The organism is Echinicola vietnamensis DSM 17526 (assembly GCF_000325705.1).
GTDB lineage: Bacteria > Bacteroidota > Bacteroidia > Cytophagales > Cyclobacteriaceae > Echinicola > Echinicola vietnamensis.
This window is the reverse complement of the sequence record NC_019904.1, coordinates 2645213-2661560: the sequence shown is the minus strand read 5'-3', so window position 1 is coordinate 2661560 and position 16348 is coordinate 2645213. Positions and strand designations below refer to the sequence as shown.

The following is a 16348-nucleotide window of genomic DNA, read 5'->3' as shown; positions in this document are numbered from 1 at the left end:
ATGGGGCTTCATAATTTAAGTACTTATATCAAAAACACTATCTTCTAAAAATCATAAGGGCCACAATTCGTCATAAATCATAAAGTTACCCCATCATTTGCTCAAAACTAATGGTAAAATTAGTCAGTGTTATTTTCTTTGCATGCTCATCCACATTGAGATTGCTGTACAAACCATCGTTATCGATACCAATACTGCAGTACTAAGAATTAACTTATTATTCAGATAGTAATACCAACATAACACAATCGATATTAAGGATATGAATATAAGCAGCCCTCTAGTCTTATCGCCTAATTCCATCACTATTTTTCAAATTACAGTAAAACTAATATCCAGATACAATCCCATTTTAAAGATTGTATCTGTTTAATTGTTTAATTTCAATAATCAAATAAAACCTATAAATAGACACCATTACATGACATAACACTGGCAAAACTAGAGGCAAAACCTAAACCTGCAACTAGTAATCCTGCTCCACCTGTTGCCATAGTCAAACCTACGGCACCTACGATCATCCCAAAAGTAGCCAAACCATTATCATAATTACTACATCTATTTCCTCCCTTAATTCTCTCCATTCTTTCAAAACTTAGCTCTTTCATAATTTGCAAAATTTAATGTAAAACATTGATTTATTGATAAGCTAAATTTATCCCTGATCCACTGCAATTTCCTTGCAGTGGATCAGGGATTTTTTTCTAGGAAAACGCTCCTTACAGTATTGGATGTTTTTTCCATAAACAACTTCAGATCATCCATTATGCGATATACCTACATTTCCTTGCCCCCAGTTTTCTAATTTTATCATTAACCTTCATGGTTCTCAAATTTAGAACACAACAAAACTCTTATACCTAAAGAGACTATAACACCATCACATGACATAACACTGGCAAAAATTGAGGCAAAACCTTGCCCTACCACTAATATTCTCCTAATTCGGAGATTCCTTCGGCTCCTTCCCGCAAAACAAGCTTCACGTTCGGAATGACGGTTATTAGTCCTAACTCACGTTATGATTTAAATAGAACTTTTAGAATGATTCTGCAAAATAAAAATCTTCTACCACCAAAAACAGAGTGAAAAACAACTAAAAAATCCGTAAAACCACCTATTTGGCTCGTATAGGATGGCAGGGTTGTTGAGTTATGGAACCGTAGAACGGTAAAGCGGCCGGGTTAAAGAAGTGTAAGATGGGGCAATTGGCAATCTATCCGCATTTGGTCCAAGTCTGAAGACTTGGACCAAAACTGAAAAAGTCTCCAGACTTTTACCAGGACTTGCTTACCGCATACCAAAGGAGCCTTATTCCAAAAACCACCAGAATAACTCCAACAGCCCTGTTCATATAAAGCATAAAAATCGGTGTAATGAACTTGCTCAGCCGTTTGGCGATATAGGCCTTTAGCAGGTCAGTGCTAAAAACCGTCAGCAACATTCCCCCGTAAAACAGCAGCCTATCTCCCTCCGAATAGCGTTTCTTTAATTGTACCATCCCGGCAATGGATATCCAAAAAAGCAGCACAAAAGGGTTTACCCCATTTAAGCTCAGTCCCTTTAAAAAGCCTTTCATTCTTCTCGGCGGGTCTTTTGCCAGCACCCCTCCCGAATTTGGCCGATTGAAGGTCTTTTTGAAAAAACTGGCCAGGCCAAAACCGATCATGATTGCTCCTCCCACATACCCAAGCCCCGCCTTGAAACTGGGATTATGGGTCAGGTAGCTTACACCAAAATGGGAAATGACCACATAAATGCTGTCACTCACCAAAATCCCCAAGGCCATGACCACAGAGTGACGAAAACCATACTCAATGCTATTCTGTATCAAGGCAAAAAAAACAGGACCAATGATCAAACACAGCACCAGTCCCATTCCGATTCCTTCCACCAGTGAAAATCCCATCTGACTATTGTTTTTCCAAAAATTCCAGCCAAGCTTCCATCCTTGGCCCCTTTAGTACTCGTGGAAATTTATGCTGACCACCTTCTTTACCTTGCTCACGCATCCAGTCATAAAACACGGAGGAAGGCAGCACGTCCAATCGAACTTCTCTTAGTGCATGTTTTCGTTCGGTCACATAGTCATCGTTAAGCACCTTCAGGTTATCATCGATCACTGCACAAAGCCGCTCACTGTCCACCTCATCATCTGTTCCAATATACCAATGATGGCCAAACAAGGTGCCGTGCGGCACTCCTAGCACTGTAAATTCCCGGACATGAATATTCAACTCATCCTCGGCCATTTTTACCGCTTTGTTCATATTGTCCACAGACAAATGCTCCCCGCAAAGGCTCAGAAAATGCTTGGTTCTTCCCGTAATGATTATTTCGCTGTCCTTAACCGACACAAACCTGATCACATCCCCGATCATGTAGCGCCAGGCCCCTGCACAGGTGGAGATCAAAAGGGCATAATCCACCCCTTCCTCCACTTCATCGATCTTGAGAGGCTTTACGTCATCCCTCAATTCACTGTTTTCATCAAAATATAGCCCGTTAAAAGGGACAAATTCATAAAAAATCCCATTGTTTAAAACCAGCCGCATGGAGCTGCGGTTCGGCAGGGCTTGAAAGGCCAGGAAACCTTCACTCGCCAAGTAAGTCTCCAAATAAATCAACGGCTTGGCCAATAATTTTTCGAAACCCTTTTTATACGGCTCAAATGATACGCCTCCATGCACAAAAATGGTGAGGTTTGGCCAAATATCGTGGATCGTGTCGACCTCATACCTTTCGATGATCTTCTCTATCAAAATCTGCAACCATGCCGGAACGCCTACAATGATGCCGATATCCCACTTCGGTGCATTTTCGACAATCTTTTCCAACTTGTCTGCCCAATTCTTGTTACGGGCAATCTCTTGGCCCGGTTTATAGAAACGCTGAAACCAAATGGGCAGTTTGCCGGCGGTAATTCCACTGAGATCGCCCGCAAAATAGGTTCCGTTAAATTCCAGGTCAGTACTGCCGCCAAGCATCAAAATGCCTTTGTTAAACAACTTGGAAGGCAGGTCATATTTAGAAAGGGTCAGGATTTGCCTCACGCCAGTTTTTCGAATGGCCTTGACCATTTCCTTGCTTATGGGGATGTATTTGGAAGCACTTCCAGAGGTTCCTGAGCTGAGGGCAAAATACTTAATGGCTTTGGGCCAGGTAACGTTTTTCTCCCCCTCCTGAAGCTTATGCCACCATTCTTCATAAATCTTGTCGTAATCATAAATCGGCACGTGACTGGAAAAAGATTTATAAAATGCATCCCCCTCTTTCGGGAATTCAGAAAGAATAGTTCTAAAACCATACTTTTCAGCCATTTGGGTTTTGCTGGCCGTAATAAGCAATTTTTTTAATTCCTGCTTCTGAAGTTCTAAAGGAGAACTGTATTCCTGCTCAAGCGACTCCCGCAACCGGATGCCTCTTTTGAGCAATGTTCCTAAAATTGCCATATTCTATGATGCATTAATGTCGTTGCAGTGTTATGGAACGGGGGACCGTTTAAATCCGCCATTCTTAGTTCTTAATTCCTCATTCATCATTTGCCAATAGCCGTCTTCCCCACTATCTTTGAACAGGGATGCCGCCATGCTGGGCTTTCAACCATAAAAATAACGGAATGCACATAAAAGAGAACCTATCCGAGTTAAAAAAGCAATTTAAAAAGCAAGATTGTTTATTGATAGCGGTCAGTAAGACCAAGCCTGTGTCTGACATCCAAGAGGCTTATGATGCTGGCATTCGCCATTTTGGGGAAAATAAAGTCCAAGAGCTTACTGAAAAACAGCCGCAGCTACCGGATGATATCCGTTGGCACATGATCGGCCACCTACAGCGCAACAAGGTCAAATACATCGCGCCTTTTATCCACCTTATCCATGGCGTAGATTCGTTCAAGCTGCTCAAAGAGATCAACAAACAAGCCCAAAAGGCCGATAGGGTGATCGCATGTCTGTTGCAGGTGCATATCGCAAAAGAAGAAAGTAAGTTTGGCTTTAGTGAGGAAGAAATCATGGACCTGATCAAGCTGCCCGAATTTGCTGCGCTCGAACATGTCCGTGTCATCGGATTGATGGGAATGGCAACCAACACCGATAAAGAAGCGGTGATCCGAGCGGAATTTGCAGCCCTCAAAAAGTTTATGAACCACCTAAACACCTTGGATCTTCCCGGTGGCATGGCCCTCAAGGAACTCTCCATGGGCATGAGCGGTGATTACCAAATTGCCCAAGAAGAAGGAAGCACGATGGTCCGCATTGGCAGTGCTATTTTTGGCCAACGAAACTACTTATAGTCAGGAAAAAACAGCTCACGTATCCAGACACCAAGAGCAAGATTATAAACCAACGAAAAGATGAACTATATCAGTACGATAAAACTCGCCGCGATTTTAGGGGCTTTGACCGTAGCCATTGGTGCCTTTGGTGCCCATGGGCTGGCGGATATTTTGGAACAGTATGGACGCACTGACACCTTTGAAACGGCCGTAAAGTATCAGTTTTACCATGTCTTGGCTATTTTTTTGGTGGGGCTTTTGCAGGCAAAGCTTCCTAATGCCAAAATACTTGACACCGCGGTTTATGCGTTTTTGACCGGAATCATCATATTTTCGGGTTCGCTTTATGTCCTCTCTACCACCGGGGTGACCTGGCTCGGTGCCATTACCCCTTTAGGAGGCTTGGCCTTTATTGGCGGATGGATCATGGTATTCCTCGGAGCCAAACCCAGTGCCCAAAAATGATCCTATGCAAACACCCTTACCTTTGTTTTACTTTATTGAGCCAATTTTTTCATGAAAGACACTAAAAAACTAATCCTCATTTGCTGTTTGTGCTTTCCCTTTCAATTATGGGCACAAACCAACCCAAAATCGGTCACGGCGCTTGAAAACCAACTGGGAGAGCATTCCTTCTTTTCCAAGCACCTTACCGGTTTTATGCTCTATGACCTGGAGGAGCAGCAAACCGTCTATGAAAAAAACAGCGACCTGTATTTTGCCCCTGCCTCGACCACCAAATTATTCACCTTTTATGCCGCATTGCTCACCTTAGGGGATACTACGAAACGCCTTCGCTACCTTCCCAAGGGAAAGGACATCATCATTTGGGGCACTGGAGACCCTTCCTGGAAATACAAACCTGTCCCCGACATTGACATGAAAGGGTTCCTGGCCAACTATGATAAAGTTTACTTTTCCGACAGCAACTGGGAAGACACCCCCTATGGCTACGGTTGGCAGTGGGACGACTATTATTATGCCTACGCTGCCGAACGGTCCCCCTTGCCCATATACGGAAACCTGGCCACCGTGACGAACCTTCAGCGTTCCCCGCACTTGGCTCCACCGCTTTTTGCCAATGCCCTGACCATCACGACCAAGGCCATCAAGGACGTCGAGCGTGACTTTCGTAGCAATCGTTTCTACTATAATCCCAGCACATATGTGATTCGGGGAAGGGATACCAAAATTCCTTTTGCTACCTCCACGGAAACTTTTGCACTGCTCGCCAGTAAAGAGCTAGACAAAGAGGTCATCCCCTCCAAAGACCCTCTCCCCGAAAAGCACTTGGTTCTTAAAGGCATCCCGCTGGACAGTATTTACAGGGAAATGCTCCATGAAAGTGACAATTTTCTCGCCGAACACTTACTGCTCATGGTGGCAGATGAATTACACTCGAAACTCAACGCGGAAGAAGCCATTGAATTCATCACAAAAAACTACCTTGCTGACCTAAAAGATGAACCCATCTGGCTGGACGGTTCAGGACTATCACGGTACAATTTATTTACCCCAAGATCAATGGTGTCCATTGCCGAAAAGATCTATCAAATCGTACCCGACACCACCCTGTTCAGGTTGTTGCCTCAAGGCGGAAGGACTGGAACGCTCAAAAATGCCTATCGTGCCCCCACTCCTTACATCTTTGCCAAGACCGGCACCATCAGTAACAACCACTCCCTGGTAGGCTATATCAAAACCAAAAAAGGTAAGCTTTATGCCTTTGCCTTTATGAACAATAATTATCCTTACAAAGCCCGTCAAGTCATCAATGAGATGGAAAAGGTCCTGTTGTATGTTCGGGATAATTTTTAACTTCAACAAAAAAACACCTGCATGAACAAACGCACATTTATCAAAGCATTGGGACTGACCGCTGGTCTTTCGCCGATGATGGCCTTGAAAAGCGATGTCCTCGCAGCCGCTACCGCAGATGCCAAAACCATCCTTCCCCATGCTTTAAGGCGCGGAGACTTTGTCGGGCTGGTGAGTCCTTCTGCTGCCACCAATGACGAGATATTGTTCCAATTTGCCCAAGAGACCCTGGAAGCATTGGGCTTGAAGGTGCTGAGAGGAAAGCATCTTACCGATCGGTACGGCCACCTTGCCGGCAGAGATGAAGACCGGGCCGGAGACCTTAATGCCATGTTTGCAAACGAAGAAATCAAAGCGATCATTTGCATTCGCGGTGGTTCTGGCGCAGCACGGATTTTACCGCTTTTGGACTATAAAACTATCCGAAAAAACCCTAAACCTATCCTTGGGTACAGCGATATCACGGCCATCCATAACGCCATTTATGCACAGACAGGCCTCATCACCTTTCATGGCCCAAACGGCACAGGAAGCTGGAACAGCTTTAATGTCCACCAATTTGAGCAAATGTTTTATGACCAGAAATTGGTGAAATTTGAAAATGAGCAGGAAAAGGGCGACGACCTTATTGTCAAGAAAAACCGGATCCAGACCATCACACCGGGCACCGCAGAAGGCATCATTGTGGGGGGAAATTTGACGGTCTTGACAGGAATCGCCGGATCTCCCTACCTGCCAGACTTTAAGGATAAAATCCTGTTTCTGGAAGATGTCGGGGAAGACCCTTACCGAGTGGACCGAATGATGAGTACCCTGATGCTCATGGGGGTATTTGACGAAATAAAAGGGTTTATCTTCGGCCAATGTTCTGAATGTGAACCTTCTGGCGGATACGGTTCATTGACCCTCTGGCAGATCCTTGAGGATTATATCAAGCCGCTGAACATTCCTGCCTATCGTGGTGCCATGATCGGGCATGTCAGCAAACAATTCATCGTTCCCATAGGAGCCAGCATAAAAATGGACGCTGTCAATGGGACATTTGAAATGACCGAAAAAATCTTTCAAAATTAACGGATGGTAATGGTAAATTTCTCTCTCCCCCCTTGGCGATAGAGTACCAAAGAAGAGAGCTAAAACCCATCGGTTCCAAGAAATCATGTTCCAGTTTGACTGATCTAATCGTCCGTTAATTTATTTTCAGATCATCCTAGCCCAACAAAACATCGTATGTACAAGCATGAAGACCCCACTGTTCCTTTCGACCTTATTTTGCCTGGTGGCCATTGGCCTATCGGCCTGTGTCACGAACGGCACGCACCAATCTCCCACACCGAAGCCATCCCAACCCCCAAACGATAAGGACATGACCAATTCCACTGAAGCAATGACCTACTTGGCCCTTGGAGACTCCTACACCATCGGTGAAGGGGTCAGTGAAAACGAAACTTACCCTGCCCAACTGATCGATTTGCTGAATGGCCAAGGGATTAACATTTCACTCACTGACATCATCGCCACCACAGGTTGGACGACAGACGAGCTCCAACAGGGCATTGAGGCAGCCCAAATTGAAGGAAACACCTATTCCCTCGTCACCCTCCTTATCGGAGTCAACAATCAGTATAGGGGCAGAACAGTAGAAAATTATAAAGTAGAATTTGAGCAGTTATTGACTCAGGCAATCACCTTTGCCGGCGGCAGTACCAATCGCGTCGTGGTCATTTCGATTCCCGACTGGGGCGTCACCAGGTTTGCCGACCAGCAGCAGGTAGACAAGAAAAAAATCGCTGACGAAATTGACGCCTACAACCAAGCTCAAAAGCAAATCGCCCAGGAAAAGGGTGTCACTTTTTTGGACATTACTACCGAGTATCGCCAAATCGGACATCAGGATAAAAACCTTGCCGCTGATGGCCTTCATCCAAGCGGTAATGTTTACCGATCTTGGGCACAGCAACTCGCTGAATTATTGACGAATAGGCTATAAAACCTAAAAATTGTAGAACTGAATGATGGTGAAGCTGCCAACCAGAAGCAGGGCATGCCCTTTCCATTTGACAATCACACTACATCCCAGTTCTACAATTTAGCCCTTCGAACATCAGATCAATTCCTTGATAAACGGATCGTCATAATCTTCAATAAAAGCTAGCACATTATCGTATTGCTGGAAATCCTCCTTGGGGTGGGCAGTCGTGATCACCACGGCTTTCATTCCGGCATTTTGGGCAGCTTCCACACCTTTGGGAGCATCCTCGAAAACGATACAATCTTCCGGTTCTCTTTTCAGCTTTTCTGCGGCCATCGTAAAAGTATCCGGATGTGGTTTGCTTAGCTTTACATCATCAGCCGTAACAATGGCCGAGAAGTATTTCCTAATGTCCAGGTTATCCAGCGCAAAGTCCACATTGAACGGTATCGCGGCTGTCCCAACAGCCATCTTGATGCCAGCATCATTGGCTTTCTCAAGAAACTCATCCAGGCCTTTGATCAATGCCAAATGAGGCCTATATTCTTCTTGGTACCTTTTCTCCTTCTTCATGGACCACTCTTCTGCTTCCTGGGGTGTAAAATGCCCCTTTCCAAAAACCCGATCCAGTACCTCAGGATTCTTTCCGTACATTTCCACCTTCACTTCCTCCCAGCTCAGGTTCGCACCTAAGTCCTCATTAAAAAGCTGGTGCCAGGCTTTGGTGTGAAAATGCATATCATCTATCATGGTCCCGTTCATGTCAAAAATAAACGTTAAATCTTTGTTGCTCATCGTCATCAATGGTTTAAACAAGTTTGAAGTAAGTTTTTTAAACACCCATATTCCTCGTTTGGTTCTATTTCCACCAGAAAAATATGGCCGTTTGGTGCATGTTTTTGGCCTGCTAGATCAGAAGCAGTTTGGTCATGCCCTTTGGAGATACCGCTAGTTAAACGGTGGCTTAGCATATGGACGTTGCTTCTTTATTGGGACTCAAGGCCATTCGTGCACCTAATTCGCTTCAATACAATCCTGTTCGTAGCTCCCTCCTGATTTTTTTTATATTTTTAGAAAACCAACTTTAAAATAGGCATTATCCATGGTAGATTTCACCAAACCTTTCTCCGATCTTCCCCCTACTGCCCAAGACAGCCTTCGGCAGCAATTTAAGGAGGTCAAGTACCCCAAATCCAGACGGCTTTACCTCCAAAACCAATCCGGTATAGAGGGGTTTGACTTTATCGCAGAAGGTGGTTTTGAAGGATATTTTTATGACCGCAACCAAAAAAAGCGGCGAATAGAACAGTATGGCCCAGGAACTTGGTTTGGAGGAATATCCCTGCTGTATAACAAAGGGATTTCTCTGCAAACGGTGGACATTCTCCCTAAAACCGTGATCTATCGCTTGACCCCGGAGGAATTTGCGACATTGTGTGAGGAGCATCCTTTGTTTAGGGATCATTTTGTCCGGGAATTTGGGGAAAGGATGCTGGAGCCAGAGTTTGTGCACTTTATCAAAGGTGCCACCTATTATCCGCAGCAAAACAACATCACATCGGACACATTCTACACCCAGAAAGTAGGCTCACTAAACCCTCGGGACCTGATCACTTCTCCAGCCACGGCCTCCATTGCGGCTACGGCAAAAATCATGGGAGAAGAAAAAACCAGCTGTATTTTCATCACTGATGACACAGACAATATTATCGGGTACGTCACGGACATCACCCTTCGGGATCAGGTCATCGCGCAAAACATCCCACCTTCCTCACCCGTGGAAACGATCACAAAAAAGGACATTGTCTCCATAGATGCAGACGCGTACATTTACGAGTCCTTGTTACTGATGTTTCAGACCAAAACCCGCTACCTCCTGGTCGTCAATGACGGGAAGTTCTCCGGTTTTATTTCAAGGACCAAACTCCTCAGTGAACAGTCTCAATCGCCCTTTTTGTTTATCCAGTCCGTAAAGCAAGCTACCTCTGTGAAAGAGCTCCGAGAAAAATGGAGCCAAGTACCGGCTATTGTCGAGCAGCTCTTGCAGCGGGGAGTCAAATCCGAAACCGTCAACCAGGTCATCACTACCGTCTCCGACACCATTGCGCTGCGAGTGATTGACGATGTCATCCATGAAGTGGGGCCACCCCCATCGCGGTTTGTATTCATCACCCTTGGCAGTGAAGGCCGGAAAGAACAAACCCTCAAAACCGACCAGGACAATGCCATCATTTATGAAGACAAAGCCAATGAACACCGTGAAGAGGTGCGGGCATATTTTCTGGATTTTGCGGATCGTATTTCCACACACCTCGACACCATTGGCTTTAGCTTTTGTAAAGGCGGATTTATGGCCAAAAACCCCAAATGGACCCATTCGCTCTCACACTGGAAGCGAAACTATGACTCTTGGATGATGGAATCCACCCAAGAAACGGTCATGAAATATTCCACTTTCTTTGACAATCGACCTATTTATGGAGATTTCAGCATTCTGAACGAACTTCATGATTACATGGAAGAACAACTAAATGCCCCCTTGGAGCGTTTTTTCTTCAACATGGCCACCAATGCCCTGCAATACGAACCTCCCTTGACCTTCTTTAAGGGCATCAGGACTTTCACTGTTGGAGAGCAAAAGGTTTTTGACATCAAAAAAGCTATGACTCCCATTGTGGACATCACACGGGTATTTGCGCTTAAACACAAAATCTTCCTGACCAATACAGGGGAACGGCTCGATGCCCTGGCGCTGGCAAATCATATTACGGAAGAAGAACTATTAGAACTAAAACAGGCCTACTATTACCTGATGGGGCTTCGACTGGACCGCCAAGCCAAGCAGATCATGCTGGACAAAACGGAGCCCGAAAACTTTATCAGCATTGACAGCCTGACCAAAATCGAAAAAGTAACCCTAATTGAAATCTTCAAAGTCATCAAAAACTACCAAATGAAGGTAAAGATTGCTTTTACCAATACGATCTTTTAGCTCGGTTGCAATGCTGTTTTGCCAAGGGCATTTTTCCTTTTTTGATTATACGCTTCTTGCCAGTAAGTTTTAGCGCTCGCGCAACACTCAGAAAACCAGACATAAAACAGAGCTTTTCTGAGATTTCCGTGGTTTCTATGAGGCCTATTTCACATCTCTGAGATCAATGGTGTCATTGCAGATATACATCATAAAAAAAACTCTGGAAAGTAGGCCAAGGGCCATTTTCCCGGAGGTTTGGTTTAGTAAAACTATCATGCGTCTCGATTGTCCCTAAAGTTGAGCCTGTGTCACGGGTTGATTTACAAAAAACAACTGACTGTCAGGAAATGTCAGTGGATCAGGTATATATTGAGATTATCAATAAATCAATGTTTTACATTAAATTCTGTAAATTATGAAAGAGTTAAGTTTTGAGAGAATGGAAAGAGTTAAGGGAGGAGCAAGAGGAGATTTTGGATGTGGCCTGGCTGCCGCCGGATATATTGCAGGAGTAGGCTTGTTACTAGCTTTTCCCCCAGCGGGTATCGGAGCAGCATTATTTAGTTCCCTAATAGTAACTGGAGGGGGCATGATGAGTGTCGGTTATTCGTGTGGAAATAAAGTCAAAAATGGCCTTCGGGACTATAATTAGTTTAAAATGAAAACAAAATTTCAAAATATTGCTTTTTACACTACATCATTAGCTGTATTAGTTTATTTAGGGCATCTTGTTAATTAGCTAAATCACTGATTCTTAATAAACAGGGTTGCGAAAAAATAACTCAAAAACCCCGAAAATCGTCCAAAAGGGCTTTTTCCGGGGTTTTATTTTTCGTATTTTTTGTTTGCAGACAAAAATACTATGAAAGATACCATACAGCTCCCTATTTTCAAAGACTTTGACGGATACTCTCCAAAGTATCACTTTTTCAAGAATTCCTTGCTTGGCCAGATCCATGACAGCCTGCCATGGGAAAAGCTTTCGAGCCTTGTTCCTGAAAAGCTGCAGGGGCCTGGTGCCCCAAGGTGGTTCGGTGCCAGGGGCATGTTTGCCCTGATGTTTTTGAAAGCCTACCTGAATACCTCAGACCGCCAATTGATTGAGCGTTTCAATACCGACTGGAGCCTTCAGTATTTCTGCGGGAAAGTATTGGCATCAGACCAACAGATCCGGGACCTTACCATTATGACACGGATCAGGGCCTACATCGAGGAACACTGCCACTGGGAACAGATCCAAGAGGTACTAATTGATCACTGGAAACAGGATGTGGACAACAGCCACGTCTTATTAATGGATGCCACCTGTTATGAAAGTTATGTCCGTTTCCCCACCGACCCCAAACTACTCTGGGAATGCTGCCAGTGGGTGTTTGAAAAGCAACTGTTCAAAAAATGTAAACAATTGGGCATAAAAAGGCCCCGGTCAAAATACAGGGAGCAGAAGGCCAAACAGCTTGGCTACTTCCGTAAAAGACGCAAATCCTTTAAGGAAACCCTCAAAAGGAAAAAATCCCTGGTCTTCCTGTTGGAAAAAGGACTTGGCCAGTTACAAGAGATCCTGGACTTTTATCAAGGGGCGGGGTTTAGACCAAATGACTTTGCCTGTCTGAAGACCATCAAAAAAGTCTTGGTCCAGCAGCAGTTTTTGTTGGAAAATCCTCCCTCCGAACTTAAGGACCGCATCGTTTCCCTCCATAAACCTTATCTCCGGCCGATCGTCCGGGGAAAGGAAAACAAACGTGTGGAGTTCGGTATGAAAGCCCATATCCTTCAGACAGGCGGGCTATCATTTATCGATAAACTGGACTTCAACAACTTCAATGAATGTACCCGGTTGAAAATATCCACGGTAAAACATACCCGGGTTTTCGGACAGACTTCCCAGCTGGGTGCCGACCGGATTTATGCCACCAATGCCAACAGAAAGTATTGTACCTCCAAAGACATATTCACCGGCTTCCCCAAAAAAGGCCCCAGACCCCACAGCAAAGCCGAAAAGATTCTGAGTGCTGAAGTCTCCAAACAAAGGGCAACGGCAATGGAAGGGGCTTTCGGAAACCATAAAAACCACTATGGACTGGTTAAAATACGAGTAAAGGGAGATAAAAGGGAAAAGCTGGCCGTGCTGTTCGGCATTATGGCAGCCAACGCCGTAGCAGTTGCCAAACGAAGAAACCAACAGGAATCCCCGCCCATCAACAAAGCTGCTTGACAAAAACTACCGCCGGAAAGAAGGATTACAGGACAGGTGTGTCCAATTGTCAAAACCACCCCAAAAATCAACCTTTTCAATTCAGGAATTGTACTTTTCCTTACACAAATTGTACTATTGATTTTGCTTCAAATTACCCTAAAAACAAATTAACCTTTTAGTTAAGTCACTAAAAGGTTAATTATACCTATTTTCCAAGGAGGCCTATTTAACGTATCAAGTGGGTTTTAGGAGAACTAATTATAATCCCGAAGTTTTTAGTAAAATAGTGATGCTTATTGGTGTGTTCTTTATTGGATCCTACGCCTTATTTTATAAAAACTTCATTACGACACAAAAATATGAATCCAATAAAGTGAAGTATTTTTTTTATATATTAAAAGTCCATTCTTTATCTATATTTTCACTATATGCAATGCATTATTAGTTATTATTGGATTTAATTTCCATAAATCCGAAACATTCACACCCTTGATGTTTGTCATTTTGTATAACATGATAATTTTAAGTCTAATTTCTATTTTTATACAATTCACAATTCGGGAGACATATTTCACGGTCAATAAAGTGTTTTGGATACTTATTGGAACGACGTTAACGGCATATCAATTGGATATTATTTTTGGTATCAATGAACTAGTGAACTTCAACCCACTATCGGGATGGTTCTTTATAATGGTCACCGAGAATAATTTTAATTTCTTTACAGCATCTAACCTATTGTTCATTTCTGCCTTTCTGAACATTGTACTTTTTAGGACTCTACACACCACCGAAAACCATACGAAATGACAAAACTCACCCTCAATATCGTTTAATATCTAGGGGTCATTGTCTCAATGCTTCTTTTGATGAAAATTGATGATATTCCCCCCTATTTGGCTTATGCTTATTTCTTGGTCATTTATGGTAGCGACCATCGGAAGATCTTCATAGTAACCAAGTACCGCAGAAGGTCTTAAGTTGTCATTACAGCCAAAAAAACCTCCGGGAAGCAGGCCAAGGGCCATTTTCCCGGAGGTTTTTTAATATCACTCGTCTAGCATCTTGATGCTATACTATTTTCCTGACTTGGTCACATTGGAAATCAACGTTACTTTTTCGATTGGCTCAGAAGCATTGGAGTAAATCCTTACCACGCTACGCTGCTTACCCATTTTACCGGCAGAGTTGAAACTCACCTTGATTTCACCAGTTTTGCCCGGTGCTACCGGTTCTTTTGGCCATTTCGGCACGGTACACCCACAGGTAGCGGCCACATTTGAAATTCTTAACACTTCCGTTCCGGTGTTCGTGAATTTAAAGGTATGCTCCACTTTGGTGCCTTGTGTAATTTCACCAAAATCCTTTTCCGTCTCATCGAAGGTAATCACGGGTCCTTTCACCTCTTCCTTCTCGGTAGTAGCCTTTTCGGTTTCATTCTGGGCCTGAACAGCAAAAGCCGTAAATGCCATGGCAAAAATTAGAATTAACTTTTTCATTTCAGTTGGTCTTTATTAATTACTAATAGAAAATTCACTTCAATATTCGTTCCATTTTCAAATAGAAGAGGTTCATTCCCCCCTCTTCCTTAAACGCAATAGAGCGTAAATGTTCCCATTTTTTAAAGAATAATCAAGTTTATACAGTTTTAATCTGTTTATTTTTACCTAGAACATGATTATCCTACAAAAAAGTTGGCATGAAAATTCACCAAAAAGACCTCCGCCGTGGCCCTGGTCAACGCCGTGTATAGCCACCGGATATAAGCAGTATCCAATTGGTCTTCGGATACATACCCCTGATCGACGAACACCGCACTCCACTGGCCGCCTTGGCTCTTATGGCAGGTAAGTGCATAAGCAAATTTCACTTGCAGGGCGTTGAGGTATGGATCTTTTTTGATGTACTCTCGACGCTCCTTTTTGTTCTCCACCCCTGCGTAGTCCTCGGTCACTTGACGGTAGAGCTCCTTGGCATCCTCAGTACTCAAGGAAGTGGAGGAAGTGTACAAGGTATCCAGTATTACCTTCGCTTCAAAGAAGGGCTCTTCAGGGTAATCAATAAGCCTGAGCTCCAGTGTCGCAAAACGCAAGCCGTACATCTCCTCGAAAGACCGGATCTTAACAACCTCTACAAAATCTCCATTGGCCAAAAAGCTCACCTTATCCGATTCGGCCATATAGGTATAATTGTTCCGCACAATCATCAACATGTCTCCTGCTGAAATTTCCTCTTCATAAAAATGAATCGTCCTTCTGATATATTGATTATACTGGACAGCAGTCTTATTGGATCGGGTAATAATAATGGTATTTTCCACGCCATATTTATCATAAGCATACCGCAAGCCATCTTCTAACCTTTCGCTGGTCATCTTATAAAAATCTGGAAATCCTTTTATCCTAAAAGAAATGACAGGTGCTTCCTTGACCACCTCTTTTCGCAGCTCGGTGGCATTGTATAAAATACCAGAGTCCAATTGCTGCCGCATCACCTCAGTAAGTTCGGCTTCCAAAACATCCAAGCCGTAATGATGCACAAGGTAATTTCCATCCAGCGCAGGACTGTTCTCGCTGCCTACGGGTGGCAACTGGGCCGTATCGCCGATCAGGATTAGTCTATTGGAAGGGTGCTGGAAGACATACTGCAACAAATCCCGAAGCAGATTACTCCCTCCAAGGGCATCATCGGAGAGCATGGAAGCTTCATCGACGATAAAGACGGTGTTTTTGTAATAGTTTTTCTGCAAGTCAAACCCCGACCCGGCCATTCCCTCCTGATCCTTGGGCCGGTAAATGATTTTATGAATGGTAAACCCCATCCTCCCCGAATAAGCGGCCATCACCTTGGCGGCTCTTCCGGTGGGAGCCAAAAGCAGCGAGCGAAAATTCAATTTTGGCAAAGACTTTACCACCGCCGCGATCACCGAGGTCTTCCCTGTCCCGGCATATCCCCGCAGCACAAAGGTAGGCTTACGATCAAAATCCTCATCCAAAAACGTATTCATCAAACGAAAAAAGCTCCCTTGCCCATGGGTAGGCTCATAAGGAAAATTTTGCCGTATCAAGGCCGACGGATTCGGGATATCTTGCTTATCTTTATTCATGTAAA

General features: G+C 44.0%; 15 protein-coding genes. 8 read left to right on the top strand and 7 right to left on the bottom strand.

Features of this window, described 5'->3' with window-relative positions; all coding sequences use genetic code 11:
- Window positions 1-401: 401 nt before the first annotated feature.
- The 3 genes from ECHVI_RS10915 to ECHVI_RS10905 form a co-directional block, all read right to left on the bottom strand.
- On the bottom strand, window positions 402-608 hold the full coding sequence (locus ECHVI_RS10915; protein ID WP_015266044.1) for a hypothetical protein: 207 nt from the start codon (window positions 606-608) through the stop codon (window positions 402-404).
- A 668-nt stretch (window positions 609-1276) separates the two neighbouring features.
- Complete coding sequence (locus ECHVI_RS10910) at window positions 1277-1909, bottom strand: LysE family translocator (RefSeq protein WP_015266043.1); 633 nt, start codon at window positions 1907-1909, stop codon at window positions 1277-1279.
- 4 nt (window positions 1910-1913) lie between these two features.
- The gene (locus tag ECHVI_RS10905; RefSeq protein WP_015266042.1) at window positions 1914-3452 is read right to left on the bottom strand and encodes a GH3 family acyl-acid amido synthetase; all 1539 of its coding nucleotides are present in this window, start codon (window positions 3450-3452) and stop codon (window positions 1914-1916) included.
- Between the two features lie 167 nt (window positions 3453-3619).
- Here ECHVI_RS10905 and ECHVI_RS10900 point away from each other — a divergent pair, with 167 nt between their 5' ends.
- The 5 genes from ECHVI_RS10900 to ECHVI_RS10880 all read left to right on the top strand — a co-directional run bounded on the left by ECHVI_RS10900 (window position 3620) and on the right by ECHVI_RS10880 (window position 8084).
- The gene (locus tag ECHVI_RS10900; RefSeq protein WP_015266041.1) at window positions 3620-4294 is read left to right on the top strand and encodes a YggS family pyridoxal phosphate-dependent enzyme; all 675 of its coding nucleotides are present in this window, start codon (window positions 3620-3622) and stop codon (window positions 4292-4294) included.
- A gap of 60 nt (window positions 4295-4354) precedes the next feature.
- A complete protein-coding gene (locus ECHVI_RS10895) occupies window positions 4355-4741 on the top strand; it encodes a DUF423 domain-containing protein (RefSeq protein WP_015266040.1) in 387 nt (128 codons plus the stop codon).
- Window positions 4742-4792: 51 nt separating this feature from the next.
- On the top strand, window positions 4793-6094 hold the full coding sequence (locus tag ECHVI_RS10890; RefSeq protein WP_015266039.1) for a D-alanyl-D-alanine carboxypeptidase/D-alanyl-D-alanine-endopeptidase: 1302 nt from the start codon (window positions 4793-4795) through the stop codon (window positions 6092-6094).
- A gap of 21 nt (window positions 6095-6115) precedes the next feature.
- On the top strand, window positions 6116-7168 hold the full coding sequence (locus tag ECHVI_RS10885; protein ID WP_015266038.1) for a S66 peptidase family protein: 1053 nt from the start codon (window positions 6116-6118) through the stop codon (window positions 7166-7168).
- Between the two features lie 166 nt (window positions 7169-7334).
- Window positions 7335-8084: an SGNH/GDSL hydrolase family protein gene (locus tag ECHVI_RS10880; RefSeq protein ID WP_015266037.1), complete on the top strand. Its 750-nt coding sequence runs from the start codon at window positions 7335-7337 to the stop codon at window positions 8082-8084.
- A 114-nt stretch (window positions 8085-8198) separates the two neighbouring features.
- Here the strand turns inward: ECHVI_RS10880 and ECHVI_RS10875 are convergent, their stop codons facing one another.
- Complete coding sequence (locus ECHVI_RS10875; RefSeq protein WP_015266036.1) at window positions 8199-8861, bottom strand: HAD family hydrolase; 663 nt, start codon at window positions 8859-8861, stop codon at window positions 8199-8201.
- Window positions 8862-9168: 307 nt separating this feature from the next.
- On the opposite strand from ECHVI_RS10875, the gene ECHVI_RS10870 reads away from it, so the two are divergent.
- The 3 genes from ECHVI_RS10870 (at window position 9169) to ECHVI_RS10860 (ending at window position 13255) form a co-directional block, all read left to right on the top strand.
- A complete protein-coding gene (locus tag ECHVI_RS10870; protein ID WP_015266035.1) occupies window positions 9169-11058 on the top strand; it encodes a DUF294 nucleotidyltransferase-like domain-containing protein in 1890 nt (629 codons plus the stop codon).
- Between the two features lie 397 nt (window positions 11059-11455).
- On the top strand, window positions 11456-11692 hold the full coding sequence (locus ECHVI_RS10865; RefSeq protein WP_015266034.1) for a hypothetical protein: 237 nt from the start codon (window positions 11456-11458) through the stop codon (window positions 11690-11692).
- A gap of 210 nt (window positions 11693-11902) precedes the next feature.
- The gene (locus ECHVI_RS10860) at window positions 11903-13255 is read left to right on the top strand and encodes a transposase (protein ID WP_015266033.1); all 1353 of its coding nucleotides are present in this window, start codon (window positions 11903-11905) and stop codon (window positions 13253-13255) included.
- An 836-nt stretch (window positions 13256-14091) separates the two neighbouring features.
- On the opposite strand, the gene ECHVI_RS23640 is transcribed toward ECHVI_RS10860, so the two are convergent.
- The 3 genes from ECHVI_RS23640 to ECHVI_RS10845 all read right to left on the bottom strand — a co-directional run bounded on the left by ECHVI_RS23640 (window position 14092) and on the right by ECHVI_RS10845 (window position 16343).
- Window positions 14092-14265 (bottom strand): hypothetical protein, encoded by a 174-nt coding sequence (locus ECHVI_RS23640; RefSeq protein ID WP_015266030.1) that lies wholly within the window; start codon window positions 14263-14265, stop codon window positions 14092-14094.
- A gap of 48 nt (window positions 14266-14313) precedes the next feature.
- On the bottom strand, window positions 14314-14736 hold the full coding sequence (locus tag ECHVI_RS10850; RefSeq protein ID WP_015266029.1) for a DUF1573 domain-containing protein: 423 nt from the start codon (window positions 14734-14736) through the stop codon (window positions 14314-14316).
- A gap of 179 nt (window positions 14737-14915) precedes the next feature.
- A complete protein-coding gene (locus ECHVI_RS10845; RefSeq protein ID WP_015266028.1) occupies window positions 14916-16343 on the bottom strand; it encodes an ATP-dependent DNA helicase in 1428 nt (475 codons plus the stop codon).
- Window positions 16344-16348: the final 5 nt, after the last annotated feature.